The sequence below is a fragment of the Lentibacillus sediminis genome, from assembly GCF_002763455.1.
GTDB classification, from domain to species: domain Bacteria; phylum Bacillota; class Bacilli; order Bacillales; family Amphibacillaceae; genus Lentibacillus_D; species Lentibacillus_D sediminis_A.
Map to the genome: position 1 here is coordinate 55,813 of NZ_NIXK01000002.1, position 16,458 is coordinate 72,270.

A 16,458-nucleotide genomic window follows, 5' to 3' on the forward strand; every position below is an offset into this window, starting at 1 on the left:
AAATTATATTTCGTCGCTAATTATTATTGAAAGCTTCATGACAGCCTTGGCTGCCAGTTTTTCTTTCCAATTTTAAAAGATATTTTTCTATAGCTTTATTGACAACATGGCGGCGTAGCTCAGCTGGCGAGAGCGTACGGTTCATACCCGTGAGGTCGGGGGTTCGATCCCCTCTGCCGCCACCAGTTTTTATTATCATGGCGGTCGTGGCGAAGTGGTTAACGCACCGGATTGTGGCTCCGGCACTCGTGGGTTCGATCCCCACCGGTCGCCCCATATATAAGAAGGACCCTTAGCTCAGCTGGTTAGAGCTATCGGCTCATAACCGATCGGTCGCAGGTTCGAGTCCTGCAGGGTCCACCATTTTCAAGCGGAGGTATACCCAAGTTTGGCTGAAGGGATCGGTCTTGAAAACCGACAGGCGGGTCAAACCGCGCGGGGGTTCGAATCCCTCTACCTCCTCCATACATATTTTAGAAGTCAGAGATCAGATATCAAAACCAAATAAGGCTCGGTAGCTCAGTCGGTAGAGCAACGGACTGAAAATCCGTGTGTCGGCGGTTCGATTCCGTCCCGAGCCACCTTCCCAAACAAGCTGAACGCTTGTTTTTTTGTTTTTATACCAGTTTACAGTTGATGGAAAATACGACGTAATGATTATGGAGCATTAACTACCGCTCCGGAAATACCCCTCGCTTTCCGCGGGCGCTGGTGAGCCTCCTCGCGCTGTCGCGCTGCGGGGTCTCACCGAGGCTTACAATCCCGCAGGAGTCTCGGGGTATTTCCTCCGCTGACTGTGTGCTTTGTTACTGCTTTTTAAATTAAAAGAACAACATACACTTTTTATGATTGATTTCCACTGTGGGTACCCGCGCATCTTAGGGCACGGCTTCAACCTCTTCGCCGAATACTACCGCTGTTCAGGTCTAGGCTCGTGGGACTGAGATTACTCGCCCCATCGAAAGTTTGTTCCCGCAGCAGTTGGCTGTCCTCCAATCCAATCAACCATCAACAATGCAGGCTTCTGTAGTTGATTTTAAAAAAACAACACCACCAGCGTAGGAAATATCCGAAGACTCCTGCGGGAAGAAAAGCCTAGGCGAGACCCCGAAGTGCGCAAGCACAAGGGGGCTCGGCAGCTTCCCGCGGAAAGCGAAGGGTATTTCCGGAGCGGCAGGATTACGTTACAGTCTATAGATTTTGTGAAAGAACAATTTAAAAAATCACTCTAACGAGGTTTCAAACACTGCCAAATGTGGAATTGTAATTAAGTAGGGGAAAACAGCTTTATCGTTAAAAGCATAAAAGTTGCACATCTAATAAAGCTCTGATAACCTTTACATTAAAGGGTGAATTTTCAATCCTTTTAATAATAATTTTTATTAGAGGAGGAGTAAGAAATGGCAAAATTTGAATTACCAGAACTACCTTACGCTTATGACGCACTAGAACCAACAATCGACAAAGAAACCATGAACATTCACCATACGAAGCATCACAACACGTATGTGACCAAATTGAATGGTGCTTTGGAAGGTCATGCAGATCTGCAGGACAAGTCCGTGGAAGAGCTGCTGGGCAATTTGGATGCAGTCCCTGAGGATGCACGGACAGCAGTGCGCAACAACGGCGGCGGACATGCAAACCATAGCCTATTCTGGAAAGTGCTTTCTCCTAACGGCGGCGGTGAGCCAACTGGTGAAGTTGCGGATAAAATTAACTCCAAATTCGGCAGCTTTGACAAATTCCAGGAAGAATTTGCAGCTGCAGCAACAGGGCGCTTTGGCTCCGGCTGGGCTTGGCTCGTTCTGAATAACGGGGAATTGGAAATCACCAGCACACCAAACCAGGATACACCAATTATGGAAGGAAAAACTCCATTGCTTGGCCTTGACGTGTGGGAGCATGCATATTACCTTAAATATCAAAACAAACGCCCGGATTATGTGTCCGCATTTTGGAATGTGGTAAACTGGGACGAAGTGGAAAAGAATTATCAATCAGCAAAATAATGCACAATATATAAGCTTATAAAAAAAACACGGGATCTCCCGTGTTTTTTTATTTGCAGCAGCGTAATCATTCTTTCTCCATAACAATCTTGAAACAAGCTCATTTTTCTTTATCCTCCTGTTTTTGCATATCTCTCCTCCATATGCTCACACTAAGAAAGAGCAAAAGGAGTATTGCTATGCGATTAAATTTACAGTATTACCAGCAAAAATTTGATATTAACCGTGATTTAATGTTGCTTTTGACAATAGGTGGGTTATACTTTTTAGGGATTTTTCTGTCCAACACGTTTGTCAACATTTACTTATGGAGGCAGTCCGGCGATTATGTCACCATTGCCGTTTACAATCTGGCGGTTTATTTGTTTCAGCCGGCAGCGTTTATTTTGGCGGGGAAATTCGCGAAAAAAGTGGACCGTGTTATTGTCCTGAGGCTGGGTGTCATATTTTTGTCCCTGTTTTTTTTAACTGTGCTGATTATTGGTGATCAGGCGTCGAAATACAATTTCCTGCTTGGAAGCGTGCTGGGAATTGGTTATGGGTTTTATTGGCTGGCCTTTAATGTCCTGACATTTGAAATTACTGAACCGGAGACAAGGGACATTTTCAATGGTTTTTTAGGTGTGCTTCAGTCGTTTGGTGGAATGATCGGACCCCTGATGGCCGGGATCATTATTGCGAAGATGACAGAGGGCATGGGTTATACGACAATTTTTGCGATTTCTTTTGGTTTATTTATCCTGGCAGTCATCTCCAGCTTTTTTATCAACCGGCGCCAGGCAGAGGGCAGTTTTCATTTTAGACGGATCCTGAACGAGAGAAACCATAACAGAAATTGGAGACGGATTTTGTCTGCCCATGTGACACAGGGGTTGAGGGAAGGAATTTTCGTATTTGTCATCTCGATCTGGGTGTATCTGGTTACTGGGAGCGAATTTTCCCTTGGCGTTTTTAATCTTGTGCTTTCCGGGCTTTCGTTCGTTTTTTATTTTATTGCGACAAAATTTATTAAACCGTATTTGCGAAAAAAATCAATATTGCTTGGAGCCTCCATCCTTTACTTCTCCATTTTTATTATTTTGTTTGATATCAGCTATCCGCTGTTGATTGTCTACGCGATTTTTATCGGGATGGCTTATCCGATTATAAATGTCCCTTATAACTCCATGACCTATGATGTCATCGGCAAGGCGTGGAGGGCAAAGGAACTTCGGGTGGAATATATCGTTGTAAGGGAATTATTCGTCAATATCGGCCGTGTCACTTCCATTTTGGTGTTTTTGCTTGCAGTTTCTTTGATGCCGGCGGAGGATATCATCCCTTGGCTGCTTGTTATATTCGGAACAGGGCACTTATTTATTTACCTGTTCGTTAAAGATATTTACTTGCAAAGCTCCAATAAACAAGGCATGATCATTGAAGATCAAATAACGGATGAAAAAAATCGCTAAACCTGTTAGAATCTGAGGGAAAAAATGTTATAATCAAAAAGGACAGCATTTATGAACTTGGATGATATTGGGGGAGAGTGAATGGGGAAAAAAAGAAAAAAGCGTGCGCAGCTTCCCTTTCGTTTAAATATAATATTTTTTATCGTATTTCTTTTGTTTTCTGTGCTGATACTGCAGCTTGGTGTGGTACAGATTTTAAATGGGGAAGATTTTCAGGAGGAAATTGATCGGACGATTCAGGATACGACGAGCGTCCCTGTTCCAAGGGGAAAAATTTATGACAGCAACCTGGACTTGGTGGTCGATAATGAGCCTGTCTACTCAATTACGTATACGCCGCCAAAGGGTGTGACGGCAGAGAAACGGCTGGAAGTGGCCGAACAACTGGCTCAGTACATTACCATGAGCGAGGATTCGGTTGAAGACATAACCGAACGGAACAGAAAGGAATATTTTTATCTGAAACAATCGGATGAGGAAGTAGATGAACTGGAGAGCCAGATCCCGGCTGAGGAAGCCGCTGACATGGATAACGGCGAGTTTTATAATGTCGTACTGGATCAAATACCCGAAGAAGCAATAAGTAATTTGTCTGATGAGCAGAAGCAGGTTATTGCGATTAAGAAAGAGCTGGACCAGGCTTACTCGCTGACACCGCATGTTGTGAAGAACGAAGGTGTCACGATGGAAGAATATGCCAGGGTGGCAGAAAACCTCGATAAACTTCCTGGAGTAAACGCGACAACAGACTGGAACCGTGCATATCCGTATGAGGACAGCACATTCAATCAGCTGCTGGGGAGTATAACCTCACGGGATCAAGGAATACCTGCAGAACTGGAGGAGTATTATCTGACCCGCGGCTACAGCCGAAATGACCGGGTGGGTACCAGCGGCCTGGAAGAACAGTACGAAAATGCGCTGCGGGGCCGGAAAGAACAAATTCAGTATACGACCGACCAGAATGGAAATATCATGAATACGGAAACAGTCGTAGAGGGACAGCGGGGCAAGGATCTGGTATTAACCATTGACATGGAATTCCAGCAGCAGGTTGATCAGATTGTACAGGAAGAGCTTGCTGCCGCAATTGCGGATGATCCTTATGGCAACCGGCACTTGCAAGATGCCATGGCTGTTGTTATGGATCCGCAAACCGGGGAACTCCTGGCAGTTTCCGGACAGACATATGACAGGGAAGATGATGAATTTGATAGCGGAGCTTTAAAAACCCTCTACGATGCGCACCGTCCGGGGTCTGTCATTAAAGGAGCAACCGTGCTGGCAGGCTACCAGTCAGGCGTCATCCGTCCGGGACAGTCATTCTACGATGAACCGCTGATGCTCGCGAACGGGCAAGTAAAGGCGTCTTTAGTCAATCACGGCTGGGTAAACGATTATGAAGCTCTGCAAGTTTCTTCCAACGTTTACATGTATTATATTGCCATGCGCATGGGTGGAGAAACCAGACACCCGCTGCCGGAAAGAGCCACGATCTCGTTTGACTCCTCAGCCTGGCAGGAAATGCGTAATTATTTCCAGCAGTTTGGTCTGGGTGTCTCAACCGGGATTGACTTTCCGTTTGAATCGACCGGATTTGAAGGCGAAAGCGGAGTCACGCCGGGTCTTTTAATGGACTTTGCGATCGGACAGTATGATACGTATACAACGATGCAGCTTGCCCAGTATATGGCCACGATTGCCAATGACGGCTATCGCGTGAGACCGCACCTGGTGAAGGAAATCCGCCAGCCGGTTGCCACAGAAGGCCAGGTTGGTCCGTTGTACGAAAGCATGAACACAGAAGTGCTGAACCGGATTCAAATGGATCAGGACAATATCGAACGTGTCCAGGAAGGATTCCGCCGGGTATTCCAAACACCGGACGGGACGGCGTACAGTTATTTTGAGGACAAAGATTATAACCCTGCCGGAAAAACCGGTACCGCCGAGAATGATTTGTTTATTGATGGGGAACATTACGAAACCGTCAACCTCACCCTTGCCGGCTATGCACCTTTTGATGAACCGGAAGTTGCTTTCGCGGTCCTTGTACCTAATATGGGAGATGAAAGCGGCCGCTATCCGATTAACCATCGAATCGGCGAACGAATCATGGATGCCTACTTTGACATTAAAGAAGACAGAGATGAAGAGGCAGCAGAAGAATAAGGATAGTATTAAAGCAAGCCCTGGTTTACCAGATAAACGGAGGCTTGTTTTTTTTGGGTTTACATATATTTTACATCCGGTTAAAGACAGGTTAATACTAATGAATTATAATGGCGATAACGTTTTTGAAAAAAGCTGATAGCCGGGAGAAAAGGAGAGGATTCATATGACCACACGAGATCTTTTTCATAATGAACTGCAGGAAGTAAACAAGGAAATTGTAGAGTTGGCGGAATTAGCAGGAACCGCTCTGACCAATTCCATCGAGGCCTTATTCAAGCAGAATATCGATGCAGCAAAACAAGTCATCGAAAATGATAAACTGCTCGACAAAAAAGAAATGGATCTGAATGATAAAACCATCTTGCTGATTGCCAAGCAACAGCCGGTTGCCACCGATCTCAGGCGGGTGATTGTCGCCCTGAAAATTGCAACAGATTTGGAACGGATGGGGGATAACGCGAAAAACATCGCAAGCGCAACCATTCGTCTCGGGGAGGAAAACGGAGCAAGGCCTGTGCCGGAAAATCTGCAGGCGATGCATGATGCTGCCCTGGAAATGCTGCAGGCAGCCGTGACAGCTTTTAAAAATGAAGATATCTCGCTCGCAAGGAAATTATCGGAAATGGATGACACGGTGGATAAGTTATACAAGCGCACCGTCAGTGAGCTGCTCGGGGAAACAGCAACCAATCCGGATAAAATTCAGTATGTTATGCAGATCGCTTTCTGTGGAAGATACCTGGAGCGGTTTGCTGATCATATTACCAATATCGGTGAAAACATTCTTTACCTTGTAAAAGGGGAAAACTATAATTTGAATTAATCTCAAATAAATAAAAGCAAAAGACCGGCATCCATTTGCCGGTCTTTTGCTTAATTTGTGATTTCCTCGGCTATTTCAAAATGACTCATACGTGAGGATAATTCATATTCTCCAATCTGGATCAGCAGACTGTATTCATTTTCATTTAAATACTGGTTAAATTCTTCTGCATCTTCAACGATCTGATTCTCTTCAAGGGTAGCACTGATATCGGAGGAAGCCATGCCTTCTTCAATGTTCAGCGTATAGGAGGTCTCCTCATCTCCGCCTGCTTCTTCTGTTTCGGTGTCTTCCCCTGATTCTTCAGACCCTGAATCCTGATTGTCTGTGGTTTCTTCTGTATCTCCTTCATCTGCTGCTGTGTCTTCTGTAGTTTCCTCTTCGGCATTTTCTTCGCTGGTGTCATCCTCGCTGACCGACAGAGAAATATAATCCTCTTCTGTCAGCACATGGTATCCTTCCTGTTCTACGGCCGCAATCATATCCTCAACAGACATTTGCTCAGCCTCCGTTGAGGTGGTATCAGCGACAAACCATCCGATCAGCATGATAATCCCAGCTGCAAATAGTCCAATTGAGAATGAACGTACTGGCTGTTTCATATTTTTCTCCTTCTAATGGTATAGTAGTCTGCCCTTAGATTAAAGGGGGCGTCTGTCCTGGCCTTCGCTGTTCTTGGTCAGTTCCTCCGGCGTGAGCAATTCTTCTTCCAGAATCTTTATTTTCTTCTTCATCTGATATGTATCCTGCATCGTCGTGATGGAAAGTTGTTCGATTTGGCCTTCCAGATTTTCGAATTTATCATTCATGAAAAATGATAAAGCGAACAGCACCACAGCAATCGCCAGCACTGCAATGACGGCATAAAGCATGTTTCACCCCTCCAATTTTCTGCATATTTCCGCACATATCTGCATTATATGCTACAATAATAGTTATAACATAGAATCAGGCAGGAGAAAACCAAAATTTTTTTCGTGTCCCAAGCTTGATAGATTCTTCAGGATCTGCTATTATAAATAAGTCTGAAATACGAATTGCTAATGGTTAAGCTTAAGTTTTTACAGTCTGGAGGGATTATTTATGCGCGTTAACATTACCTTGGCTTGTACAGAAACAGGAGACCGTAACTATATCTCAACAAAAAATAAACGGACCAACCCTGAGCGTATTGAGCTGATGAAATACTCACCACGTTTAAAAAAACACACATTGCACCGCGAAACCAAATAACCCGTTTCGCTTGAATGAAACTCTTATCAATTACTGGTAAGAGTTTTATTTGTATGAGGCGATTTTTTATTTTGTAGTTGATGGATACTGTCACGTATCTACTGCCGCTACGGAAATACATTCCGCTTTCCGCAGCGGCTATCATAACCCACACTGATTTTACATCACAGTTTATAAATATTGCGAAAAATTTTTAGAAAACATTCAAAGAAAAATAAGAGGAAGGGTGGTTGGATTGAATAAACATGAACTGAGAAGAAGGGCGATAACCGACTTGCAGTCTATTCGCCAGCCGGAACGGGCGAATATCGAGCAGCAGTTGAAGAAACAGCTGCTTGCATCTTCGTTGTGGCAAAAGTCCGGGAGCATAGGCATCACCGTTTCCCGGGATTTTGAATGGAACACCAGACCGATAATCGAAGCAGCATGGAACGAAGGAAAGACGGTTTGTGTCCCCCGCTGTGTACCAGCTGAAAGAGAAATGATATTTCATGAACTGAAATCATTTGACCAGCTGAAAATGGCGTCCTTTAAATTGCTGGAGCCTGATCCGAATCAAACGGCGGAAAGGGAGAAGGGGACGATTGATTTTCTGATTGTTCCTGGGCTGCTTTTTGATAAAGAAGGCTATCGGGTAGGCTTTGGCGGCGGATACTATGACCGTTTTCTTCCTGATTTCCCTAATCTTTCGGCATCCTTGCTCACTGCGAGCCAGCTAAAGGAAAAACTGCCACGCGAACCTTTTGATATTCCAGTCGACTATCTTATTACAGAGACAGGGGTTACAGCGGCAAGCTAAGCATGCATAATTATCACAAGAAGGAACATAACTAATAATACCATGACAAATAAGAGGGTGTTATTATGCGTGCTGCCATTATTTTCACTGCAGTCCTAGGACTGTTTTCCATCCTGTTCAAATGGCGCTACCGTATCATGAATACGATTCTTGCCGTCAGTGTATTGAGGCGACTTGCGGTCACACTGTCGATGAATATGCCGGCGTTGAAGGATAAATTGCTGCCGGCCCTGTTCACATCACCAAAAACAAAAGCATAAACAAGTTTGAAAAAAAGAAGCCGGTAAAGACAGCTTCTTTTTTCTTTTTTAGGGAATCTGGTATGATAAGGGCGCGGAGGGGGACTTTAGCATGTATTTGGCGGAAGCATACCGAATGTACCGGCTCGCCGTTCATCTGGTGGAAAAAGAAGGATTTGAAGTGCTGCACCTTCATCAGCTTAGTAGTGAAGGATATGAAGTGAGCCAATTTCACCAGCGTACCGGAGAAATTTGGCTGGAGCGGTCCGGAAAGAGAACATCTACGGTGATTCGCTTTGCACACCGGGGATTTGACTGGAAAAACCAGCTCAAACAGGCCGTGGAACATGTTTTTCAACAGGCTGGAGCGATGCGGCGGAAGTTTGAAAAAAGACAGGTTGAACTGCATAACGTTTATGTGGCTGAATATGCCCCGGTAGATGAATGGGAAGAATTGAAAGGGCCACTAAAGCTGAAGCAGCACCCTCAACTGCAAATGAACGTCTATTACATATCGGCTGAGGAGAAAATGGAGGAAACAAGCCGGCTGTTCTCCGCTGTGGATGCATCCTTGCCAAAAAATCCGGTGGACACTCCAGTTTCAGAAGAGGAGATGGAGGAAGATGTTCGTAAATACCGGATTTATCTGGCAGATTCCCTTGCAAAAAGGCAGGAAGCAGCTGAACAGTTATTTACCTTTGGCAAACCGTTTTTTACTTATATCTTGCTGGCAGTCAATTTGCTGGTGTTTTTCTTGCTGGAACGAAACGGGAGCAGTACATCGGTCGAGGATCTGATTGATTTTGGAGCTAAATACAACCCGGCAATCATTGCGGATGGTGAGTGGTGGCGGATTATCACTTCCATGTTTTTGCACATTGGCTTTCTTCATTTATTCATGAATATGCTGGCTGTTTATTATATTGGTTCCCTGGTGGAAAGGATTTTCGGTTCTTTCAGGTTTATTGTGATTTACTTTTTAGCCGGGATCGGCGGAGGTCTGGCCAGTTTCGCCTTTTCCGCAAATGTTTCTGCCGGTGCTTCCGGTGCCCTGTTTGGTTTGTTTGGGGCGCTCTTGTTTTTTGGCCTGCTTCATAAGAGAATATTTTTTCAAACGATGGGCATGAATGTACTGGTTTTAATCGGCATCAATATCGTTTTCGGCTTTTCTATTCAGCAAATTGACAATGCGGCACATTTGGGCGGACTGTTTGCCGGGTTTATTGCTGCCGGGGTATGCAATATGCCGAAGCGGCGGAAACTTGGAAAACAGCTGATCGCCGCTATAGTTTATGCTGCTTCGCTTTATGGACTGGTCCACTATGGAATTGAGCAAAACAGGTCCAGTCAGTCTTATCACTTGATTCTGATAGAAGAGCATCTCCAGCAAGAGGATTATCAACAGGTGGTTGAATCCGCGAATGTAGGCCTGGATTTGGAAGGGGATATGGATGCGGCTCTGCTTTTCCAGCGCTCCTACGCTTATATTGAGATGGGGGAAACGGAATTGGCCTTGGAAGATCTGGAGCGGAGCATTGAAGCGGAAAACACCCTGCCCGAGGCCTATTACAACCTTGCCCTGCTTTATTATGGTGATGGCCGGATCAGTGAAGCGGAGCATATGATCGAAACCGCTTATCGGCTGAGACCGGAAGATTCCTCTTTCCGTGAATTGTATGAAGAAATTACCGGAGATGCACCTGATTAATAAACCGGCTTACCGCCTGAGCTACGGTAAGCCGGTTTAAGAATAGGATTGGATCAGCCGCTGTTTTTCGCCGTTTAATTCAAACAGTACTAGCAGGTGGTTTTTATCCTTATGAAAAAGAATGATCGGCACATAACTTTCCAGGGAATCTCCTTTGGTATTGGCTGCTGGGATGATGTAATTTTTATATAACCCTTCCCAAAGCTGGCCAATAATTTTCGCTGTTTGCTCTTGGGTCATAGAAGGGAGCGGTTCATTGCTGTAATTTGGCAGGCTGGTAAGCGGCACAGCCAAATAGGCATCTGTGTCGATCTGGTAATGGGCAAACAGCTGCTGCCATTCATACAGAAGCTGCTGCTTCATCGTCCGCTCAAGCCGATGCTGCCATTCCTCCTCAAACTCGCCCTCCGGTGCTGTGAAGGAATCTAATGTTGAAGCAGGTGAATCGATGACATACAAATGATCCTGAGACATTAGCTGAATGCTTTTAATCTGATCATTAGGATAATGAATTTCCCCATGGTGAAAGGAAATCACCTCAAAAAAACTGCTGTCTTCACGAGAGACTTTTTCTCTGATTTCTATCCTGTCCGTATCCTGCTCCCATTCACTTCGCAGACCAAGGAGCCTGCCATTATCGAACAAGAGAGATACGTCCTGCCGCAAATACATTGGCTTGTCACTGAGTGAGCTGCTTGTCCAGTTGATCTCATAGGAATCATTGCCGGTTGGGGAAGACAGGGAAAGATGAGAAGCGGCTTCGGTAAAGGCCACCGCATCATCCGGGGGAAAATAGGTAATTGCCGGCTTTTCATCCCACAAAAACAGGTATAATGCCGCCGCAGCCGCAAATATAATGCCAACTGATAAAATGTATCTATTTTTCTTCATAAGGCCCCATCCTTAAATTCATTCTAACTGCAAATAGAACAATGGCTGTACACCTAAAGCCTGGCGATAAGCCCTAGTTTTCTATTCATAAATGTATGAACAAGCCTCCCAATTTATGAATTGCTGATTGGTGTATAGGATCGTACGGACTGCCCAAACTAATTAGTAAACTTGAGAAGATATTGGGTGACTGTATGAATAAGGAGAAAGTACCTCTATATGATTCGTTTGACAAAAATGTTGCATATATAAAAGACCATCTTGGTGTGGATAAAAGTTTTGATGTCATTCAGCTGGATCTGGAGTATGCCGGCAAACGAATGGCTCTGTTTTTAATCGATGGGTTTGTTAAAGATGATATCTTGCATTTGCTGATGAAATTGCTGGCTAAATTGGATGAGGGAGCGCTGGATCCTGATCCATTTTCCAAATTGATTAAAACTTACATTCCTTATATAGAGATCGGTCAGCAGGATGATTTAAAGCAGGCGGCTGAACTTGTTCTCGCCGGACCATCGGCACTTGTCGTCGAGGGGATGGAAAAAATCATTATGATTGATGCCAGAACCTACCCGGCAAGGCAGCCTGCCGAACCCGATCTGGAACGGGTAGTTCGGGGCTCGCGTGATGGTTTTGTAGAAACCTTTGTGTTTAACACCGCTTTGATCCGCAGAAGGGTAAGGGACCGTACGCTGCGCATGGAATATCTGCAAATAGGAAGGAGGTCCAAAACAGACATTGCTCTTTGCTATATTGAGGACATTGCCGATAAAAAACGCATCAATCATTTAAAGCATACACTGGAAAAAATCGATACCGACGGGCTCCCCATGGCGGAAAAGACGATTGAAGAGTATCTCAGCGGCAGACACTGGAACCCTTTTCCAACCATACGATATACGGAACGACCGGATACATCAGCCGCTCATTTATACGAGGGCCACATACTGGTAGTTATTGATGGTTCTCCCAGTGTGATGATCACGCCCGCCACTTACTGGCATCACCTGCAGCATGCTGAAGAATACCGGCAAAAGCCGATGGTTGGCGCATATCTGCGGCTGATTCGTTTTATGGCCATTTTTGCTTCGATCTTTTTCTTGCCGATGTATTATCTGCTGTCAACGAACCCTGAGCTGCTTCCTGAAAATCTGGGATTTATCGGGCCGGCGGAGATTGGAGCGATCCCGCTGCTTGTTCAGTTCCTGCTGGCGGAGTTCGGGATCGATGCGTTAAGGATGGCAGCGATTCATGTTCCTTCCTCGCTGGCCACTGCGCTCGGACTGGTAGCGGCAATTCTTATCGGCCAGGTGGCGGTCGAGGTTGGCCTCTTTTCCAATGAAGTTATTTTGTATCTGGCAGTAGCCGCTATCGGCACCTATGCAACACCAAGTTATGAAATCAGTCTTGCCAACCGTATAACCCGCCTTTATTTGCTCTTGGCAACCGCAGCATTTGGGGTGTTCGGCTATGTTGTGGGGATTACCCTGTGGCTGCTTTACCTTATCAGTATGAAAACATTTAATGTCGGTTACTTATGGCCATTTATGCCTTTTTCTTACCGGCCATTCCGGGATATTTTCATCCGCTCGCCAATCCCGCTAAAAAACAGAAGACCAACTTTTTTGAACCCGAAGGACCCGGATAAGTAATAGACGATCCGGGTTTTTTCTGTTATAATATTCTTTCTGTATATGGATTCCTTTAGAAAGAATGGGGAGAATATGAGATCGATTTATGATGTTCAGCAGCTGCTGAAAAAATACGGCACGTTTATCTACACCGGGGACAGGACCGGTGATTTGAAAATGATGGATATAGAAATAAATGAGCTGTATAAATGGCAGTTTATTACAGCAGATGAATACACACAAGCGACCTTATGCATACGAAAAGAACTATCGCAAATAGGCAAACAGAGGGGAAGCGATGCAAATGAGTAAACAGGTAATCGGCATTGATATTGGAGGGACCACTGTTAAAATAGGAATGCTGTCAGATTCCGGCGATATACTGGACAAATGGGAAATTCCGACAAAAAAGGAAAAAGGAGGAGCGGGGATAACAGCTGATATCTGGCAGTCCATTACCGCTCATATGGCCGCCTCAGGCACAGACAAAACCGACATCCTCGGCATGGGTGTGGGGGCACCAGGATTCATTGATGGAGAGACTGGCTTTGTTTATGAAGCAGTCAATGTTGGCTGGAAGGACTTTCCGCTCGCTGAAAAATTGAAGCAGGATTCCGGACTGCCGGTATTCGTGATCAATGATGCCAATATTGCTGTATTGGGAGAAAACTGGCGCGGTGCAGGCAACCAGGCGAAAAACGTGATCGCCATTACCCTCGGCACAGGCGTCGGCGGGGGTATTATCGCTAACGGGCAGATTTTGAACGGAGAAAATGGCATGGCTGGAGAAATCGGCCATATCACGGTAGAGCTAGGCGGGCATTTATGTAACTGCGGACGCAGAGGCTGTCTGGAGACCGTTGCATCTGCCACCGGAATGGTACGTCAGGCCATGCATGAAGCCAAAGAGGCGCCGGTGAGTCTTTTGGCGGCCAGATTGCGTGAAAGAGGCGAAATTACATCCAAAGATATTTTTGAGCTGGCAGAAATGGGCGATCAGGCATCCCAGCAGATTATCGACCGAACCGCAGATGTTCTTGGCTTGGTGCTTGCCAATATGGGAGCAATGATTAACCCTTCAAAAATCCTGATTGGCGGCGGTGTCTCCAAAGCAGGGGAACAGCTTATTGATGCCATCCGCATCGCCTTTGAAAAATACGCACTGGCAAGGGTGAGTGCCATTTGTGACATCAAAGCAGCCCAGCTGGGAAATGATGCAGGAATCATCGGCGGCGCTTTTCTTGTCGAACAAAAATTACTGAATGTGCAATTTTAGGCTTTCTTTTTTTGCCGTTTTCTACTAAAATAGAAACTTATTAAATATAAATAGGGATATCGAAAAAAATAATGAAACTTTTTATGATACCATACGTCTTATATTATAGCGGTCAATTTACAAGAACTTAATGAAAAACAAAAATCCGTTTAACATTATCCGTAAAGGGAATGAGAAAAACAAGTTTCGTGTGCGGTATGAAAATGAAAACACAGAATTAGGTAGAGCAGGAGGAAATGAAATGAAAAAATTAAAACGTCCCAAAATACCCTTGTATATAATAGCAACGCTTTTATTTGGGCTAAAAACGTATGTTGTGTACCGTATGTTTGGTATGGAAATAGAAAATTCGATGCAAGAGCTGATTTTGCTGATTAATCCATTTGTGTCGGCTTTTCTTGTCTTTGCGCTGAGTGTATGGTTTAACAAGCACTCCAGACAGATGAAGTTTATCCGTTATATGGCTCTTATCGGATCATTGCTTGTTTATGCGAATCTCGTATTCTATCGGCAATTTTCCGATTTTATCACGATCCCGCAGCTGTTCATGGGCAGCAACATGTCCGATTTGGGGTCAAGCATTTTGACATTGCTTCAGCCATATGATATTTTGCTGTTTGCCGACCTTGTAATTATCTGGTACCTCAGCAAGAAGCGTCAGGAAACAATGACCGTGGATTATCCGAAAAGCGGAAAAATGTTTGCTATGGCAATGTCGCTCGTTCTCCTGGCAGGGAACTTCTTCCTGGCAGAGATGGAGCGTCCGCAGCTGTTCACCCGCGGGTTTGACCGGGAATACCTGGTAAAGAATGTCGGGCTGTTAAATTACCATGTCTATGACATCGTACAGCATTCCAAAACGGAATCACAGCGCGTGTTTGCCGATGGAAACGAGTTGCCGGAGATTCAGGAATATATTGATGAAAATGTAAAAGTATACGAAAACAGTGAAGAGATGCATGGCGTCGCAGAAGACAAAAATGTCATCTTCATCAGTGCAGAGTCGATTCAGAGCTTTGTTATCAATAATAACGTGAATGGAGAAGAAGTAACTCCATTTCTGAACAGCTTGACACAGGATGAGGACACGTATTATTTCGAGAACTTTTATGAGCAGACAGGACAGGGCAACACCTCGGATTCCGAGTTTTTAGTGGAAAATTCTCTTTACCCGTTATCCAGAGGAGCGGTCTTCTTCACCCATGGCGGCAATGAATACCAAGGCATCCCGGAAATTATCGATGATGAAGGATACCATACCGCTGTACTTCATGCGAATAATAAAAGTTTCTGGAACAGGGATGGCATGTATAACAGTTTAGGTGTTGATAAATTTTACGGAGAGAAAGCCTATGAAGTAACTCCGGAAAATTCAGCAGGCTGGGGATTGAAAGACAAACCTTTCTTTGAACAATCGATTCCGTATCTGAATTCCATGGAGCAGCCGTTTTATTCCAAATTCATCACATTGACGAATCATTTTCCGTTCGATCTTCCTGAAAAAGATGCATCCATCGAGCGGTATGATTCCAGCTCCAGTACACTGAATGGCTACTTCCCGGCTGTAAGATATATGGATGAGGCGATTGAAGATTTCTTTGGCCAGCTGAAAGACGCCGGTCTTTATGAAGACTCTGTCATTGTAATTATGGGCGACCATATTGGCATTAGTGCCAACCATAATAAGGCGATGGCACAGTATCTCGGCAAAGAAGAAATTACTCCATATGATCAGGTGCAGCTGCAGCGTGTTCCGTTATTTATCCATATCCCGGGACATGGTGAAGGGGAAGTGAAATCGAAAATTGCCGGGCAAATTGATATGAAGCCAACAATGCTTAATATGCTTGGTATCGAACAGCCGGAGAACGGTATTTACTTTGGTAATGACCTGTTCGCAGAGGAAAGAAAAGATTATATTGCATTAAGAAATGGCGACTTTGTCAGTGATAATTATATCAGTACCAGCGGAGTCTGCTATAATCGGGAGACTGGTGAACCGGTAGAGCAGTCCACATCAGAAGAAGGATCTAGTGATGCTAATGGCGAATCCCAGTCACAACCAGCCAGTCCATGTGCCCCGATTCAGAAAAAAGTTGACAAAGAACTGGGCTACTCGGACGATATAATTTACGGTGATCTACTCCGGTTTATGGATTTTGAAGATGAAGAAGGAAAAGAAGAAGAAGAAAACAATTAAAGCAAAAAAAGCTGCTTTCT

Annotated in this window: 15 protein-coding genes and 5 tRNA genes; 17 read left to right on the top strand and 3 right to left on the bottom strand. The window is 44.8% G+C overall.

Translation table 11 applies throughout. The annotated features are described in order from the left end of the window. The first annotated feature begins 108 nt into the window (after positions 1-108). From CEG13_RS04330 to phoU, 9 genes are all read left to right on the top strand, one after another. Positions 109-185 (top strand) — tRNA-Met (locus tag CEG13_RS04330). A 15-nt stretch (positions 186-200) separates the two neighbouring features. Beyond that, positions 201-276, top strand: a tRNA-His gene (locus CEG13_RS04335). A 10-nt stretch (positions 277-286) separates the two neighbouring features. Then, positions 287-363 (top strand) — tRNA-Ile (locus CEG13_RS04340). Positions 364-372: 9 nt separating this feature from the next. Further along, positions 373-465: transfer RNA gene (locus tag CEG13_RS04345), tRNA-Ser, on the top strand. 43 nt (positions 466-508) lie between these two features. Beyond that, positions 509-581: transfer RNA gene (locus tag CEG13_RS04350), tRNA-Phe, on the top strand. Between the two features lie 819 nt (positions 582-1,400). Then, a complete protein-coding gene (locus CEG13_RS04355) occupies positions 1,401-2,012 on the top strand; it encodes a superoxide dismutase (protein ID WP_100010643.1) in 612 nt (203 codons plus the stop codon). A gap of 179 nt (positions 2,013-2,191) precedes the next feature. Continuing rightward, positions 2,192-3,463: an MFS transporter gene (locus CEG13_RS04360; RefSeq protein WP_100010644.1), complete on the top strand. Its 1,272-nt coding sequence runs from the start codon at positions 2,192-2,194 to the stop codon at positions 3,461-3,463. A gap of 81 nt (positions 3,464-3,544) precedes the next feature. Beyond that, positions 3,545-5,635 (top strand): peptidoglycan D,D-transpeptidase FtsI family protein, encoded by a 2,091-nt coding sequence (locus CEG13_RS04365; protein ID WP_100010646.1) that lies wholly within the window; start codon positions 3,545-3,547, stop codon positions 5,633-5,635. A 166-nt stretch (positions 5,636-5,801) separates the two neighbouring features. Then, complete coding sequence (gene phoU / locus CEG13_RS04370) at positions 5,802-6,461, top strand: phosphate signaling complex protein PhoU (protein ID WP_100010648.1); 660 nt, start codon at positions 5,802-5,804, stop codon at positions 6,459-6,461. Positions 6,462-6,511: 50 nt separating this feature from the next. Here the strand turns inward: phoU and CEG13_RS19055 are convergent, their stop codons facing one another. Both CEG13_RS19055 and CEG13_RS04380 read right to left on the bottom strand, forming a co-directional pair. Next, positions 6,512-7,063 (bottom strand): hypothetical protein, encoded by a 552-nt coding sequence (locus CEG13_RS19055; protein ID WP_239984574.1) that lies wholly within the window; start codon positions 7,061-7,063, stop codon positions 6,512-6,514. A 39-nt stretch (positions 7,064-7,102) separates the two neighbouring features. Then, a complete protein-coding gene (locus CEG13_RS04380) occupies positions 7,103-7,333 on the bottom strand; it encodes a hypothetical protein (RefSeq protein WP_100010649.1) in 231 nt (76 codons plus the stop codon). A gap of 211 nt (positions 7,334-7,544) precedes the next feature. Here CEG13_RS04380 and rpmG point away from each other — a divergent pair, with 211 nt between their 5' ends. The 4 genes from rpmG (at position 7,545) to CEG13_RS04400 (ending at position 10,440) form a co-directional block, all read left to right on the top strand. Further along, on the top strand, positions 7,545-7,694 hold the full coding sequence (rpmG, locus tag CEG13_RS04385) for a 50S ribosomal protein L33 (RefSeq protein ID WP_017797039.1): 150 nt from the start codon (positions 7,545-7,547) through the stop codon (positions 7,692-7,694). A 235-nt stretch (positions 7,695-7,929) separates the two neighbouring features. Next, positions 7,930-8,493: a 5-formyltetrahydrofolate cyclo-ligase gene (locus CEG13_RS04390; protein WP_100010650.1), complete on the top strand. Its 564-nt coding sequence runs from the start codon at positions 7,930-7,932 to the stop codon at positions 8,491-8,493. A gap of 65 nt (positions 8,494-8,558) precedes the next feature. Next, positions 8,559-8,753 (top strand): hypothetical protein, encoded by a 195-nt coding sequence (locus CEG13_RS04395; protein ID WP_100010652.1) that lies wholly within the window; start codon positions 8,559-8,561, stop codon positions 8,751-8,753. Positions 8,754-8,844: 91 nt separating this feature from the next. After that, positions 8,845-10,440 (top strand): rhomboid family intramembrane serine protease, encoded by a 1,596-nt coding sequence (locus CEG13_RS04400; RefSeq protein ID WP_100010654.1) that lies wholly within the window; start codon positions 8,845-8,847, stop codon positions 10,438-10,440. Positions 10,441-10,476: 36 nt separating this feature from the next. Here the strand turns inward: CEG13_RS04400 and CEG13_RS04405 are convergent, their stop codons facing one another. After that, positions 10,477-11,331 (bottom strand): hypothetical protein, encoded by an 855-nt coding sequence (locus CEG13_RS04405; RefSeq protein WP_100010655.1) that lies wholly within the window; start codon positions 11,329-11,331, stop codon positions 10,477-10,479. A 194-nt stretch (positions 11,332-11,525) separates the two neighbouring features. On the opposite strand from CEG13_RS04405, the gene CEG13_RS04410 reads away from it, so the two are divergent. The 4 genes from CEG13_RS04410 (at position 11,526) to CEG13_RS04425 (ending at position 16,438) form a co-directional block, all read left to right on the top strand. Further along, positions 11,526-12,983 (top strand): spore germination protein, encoded by a 1,458-nt coding sequence (locus CEG13_RS04410; RefSeq protein WP_100010656.1) that lies wholly within the window; start codon positions 11,526-11,528, stop codon positions 12,981-12,983. 72 nt (positions 12,984-13,055) lie between these two features. After that, positions 13,056-13,274, top strand: coding sequence for a YqgQ family protein (locus CEG13_RS04415; RefSeq protein ID WP_100010657.1), 219 nt, complete (start codon positions 13,056-13,058; stop codon positions 13,272-13,274). Beyond that, positions 13,267-14,238: an ROK family glucokinase gene (locus tag CEG13_RS04420; RefSeq protein WP_100010658.1), complete on the top strand. Its 972-nt coding sequence runs from the start codon at positions 13,267-13,269 to the stop codon at positions 14,236-14,238. The genes CEG13_RS04415 and CEG13_RS04420 overlap by 8 nt, the downstream gene beginning before the upstream one ends. A gap of 241 nt (positions 14,239-14,479) precedes the next feature. Beyond that, on the top strand, positions 14,480-16,438 hold the full coding sequence (locus CEG13_RS04425; RefSeq protein WP_100010659.1) for an LTA synthase family protein: 1,959 nt from the start codon (positions 14,480-14,482) through the stop codon (positions 16,436-16,438). Positions 16,439-16,458: the final 20 nt, after the last annotated feature.

What these genes read in the sequence shown, in the direction of transcription:
- CEG13_RS04355 (WP_100010643.1), top strand. Translation starts at nt 1,401, where the DNA reads ATGGCAAAATTTGAATTACCAGAACTACCTTACGCTTATGACGCACTA.
- CEG13_RS04360 (WP_100010644.1), top strand. Translation starts at nt 2,192, where the DNA reads ATGCGATTAAATTTACAGTATTACCAGCAAAAATTTGATATTAACCGT.
- CEG13_RS04365 (WP_100010646.1), top strand. Translation starts at nt 3,545, where the DNA reads ATGGGGAAAAAAAGAAAAAAGCGTGCGCAGCTTCCCTTTCGTTTAAAT.
- phoU (WP_100010648.1), top strand. Translation starts at nt 5,802, where the DNA reads ATGACCACACGAGATCTTTTTCATAATGAACTGCAGGAAGTAAACAAG.
- CEG13_RS19055 (WP_239984574.1), bottom strand. Translation starts at nt 7,063, where the DNA reads ATGAAACAGCCAGTACGTTCATTCTCAATTGGACTATTTGCAGCTGGG.
- CEG13_RS04380 (WP_100010649.1), bottom strand. Translation starts at nt 7,333, where the DNA reads ATGCTTTATGCCGTCATTGCAGTGCTGGCGATTGCTGTGGTGCTGTTC.
- rpmG (WP_017797039.1), top strand. Translation starts at nt 7,545, where the DNA reads ATGCGCGTTAACATTACCTTGGCTTGTACAGAAACAGGAGACCGTAAC.
- CEG13_RS04395 (WP_100010652.1), top strand. Translation starts at nt 8,559, where the DNA reads ATGCGTGCTGCCATTATTTTCACTGCAGTCCTAGGACTGTTTTCCATC.
- CEG13_RS04400 (WP_100010654.1), top strand. Translation starts at nt 8,845, where the DNA reads ATGTATTTGGCGGAAGCATACCGAATGTACCGGCTCGCCGTTCATCTG.
- CEG13_RS04405 (WP_100010655.1), bottom strand. Translation starts at nt 11,331, where the DNA reads ATGAAGAAAAATAGATACATTTTATCAGTTGGCATTATATTTGCGGCT.
- CEG13_RS04410 (WP_100010656.1), top strand. Translation starts at nt 11,526, where the DNA reads ATGAATAAGGAGAAAGTACCTCTATATGATTCGTTTGACAAAAATGTT.
- CEG13_RS04415 (WP_100010657.1), top strand. Translation starts at nt 13,056, where the DNA reads ATGAGATCGATTTATGATGTTCAGCAGCTGCTGAAAAAATACGGCACG.
- CEG13_RS04420 (WP_100010658.1), top strand. Translation starts at nt 13,267, where the DNA reads ATGAGTAAACAGGTAATCGGCATTGATATTGGAGGGACCACTGTTAAA.
- CEG13_RS04425 (WP_100010659.1), top strand. Translation starts at nt 14,480, where the DNA reads ATGAAAAAATTAAAACGTCCCAAAATACCCTTGTATATAATAGCAACG.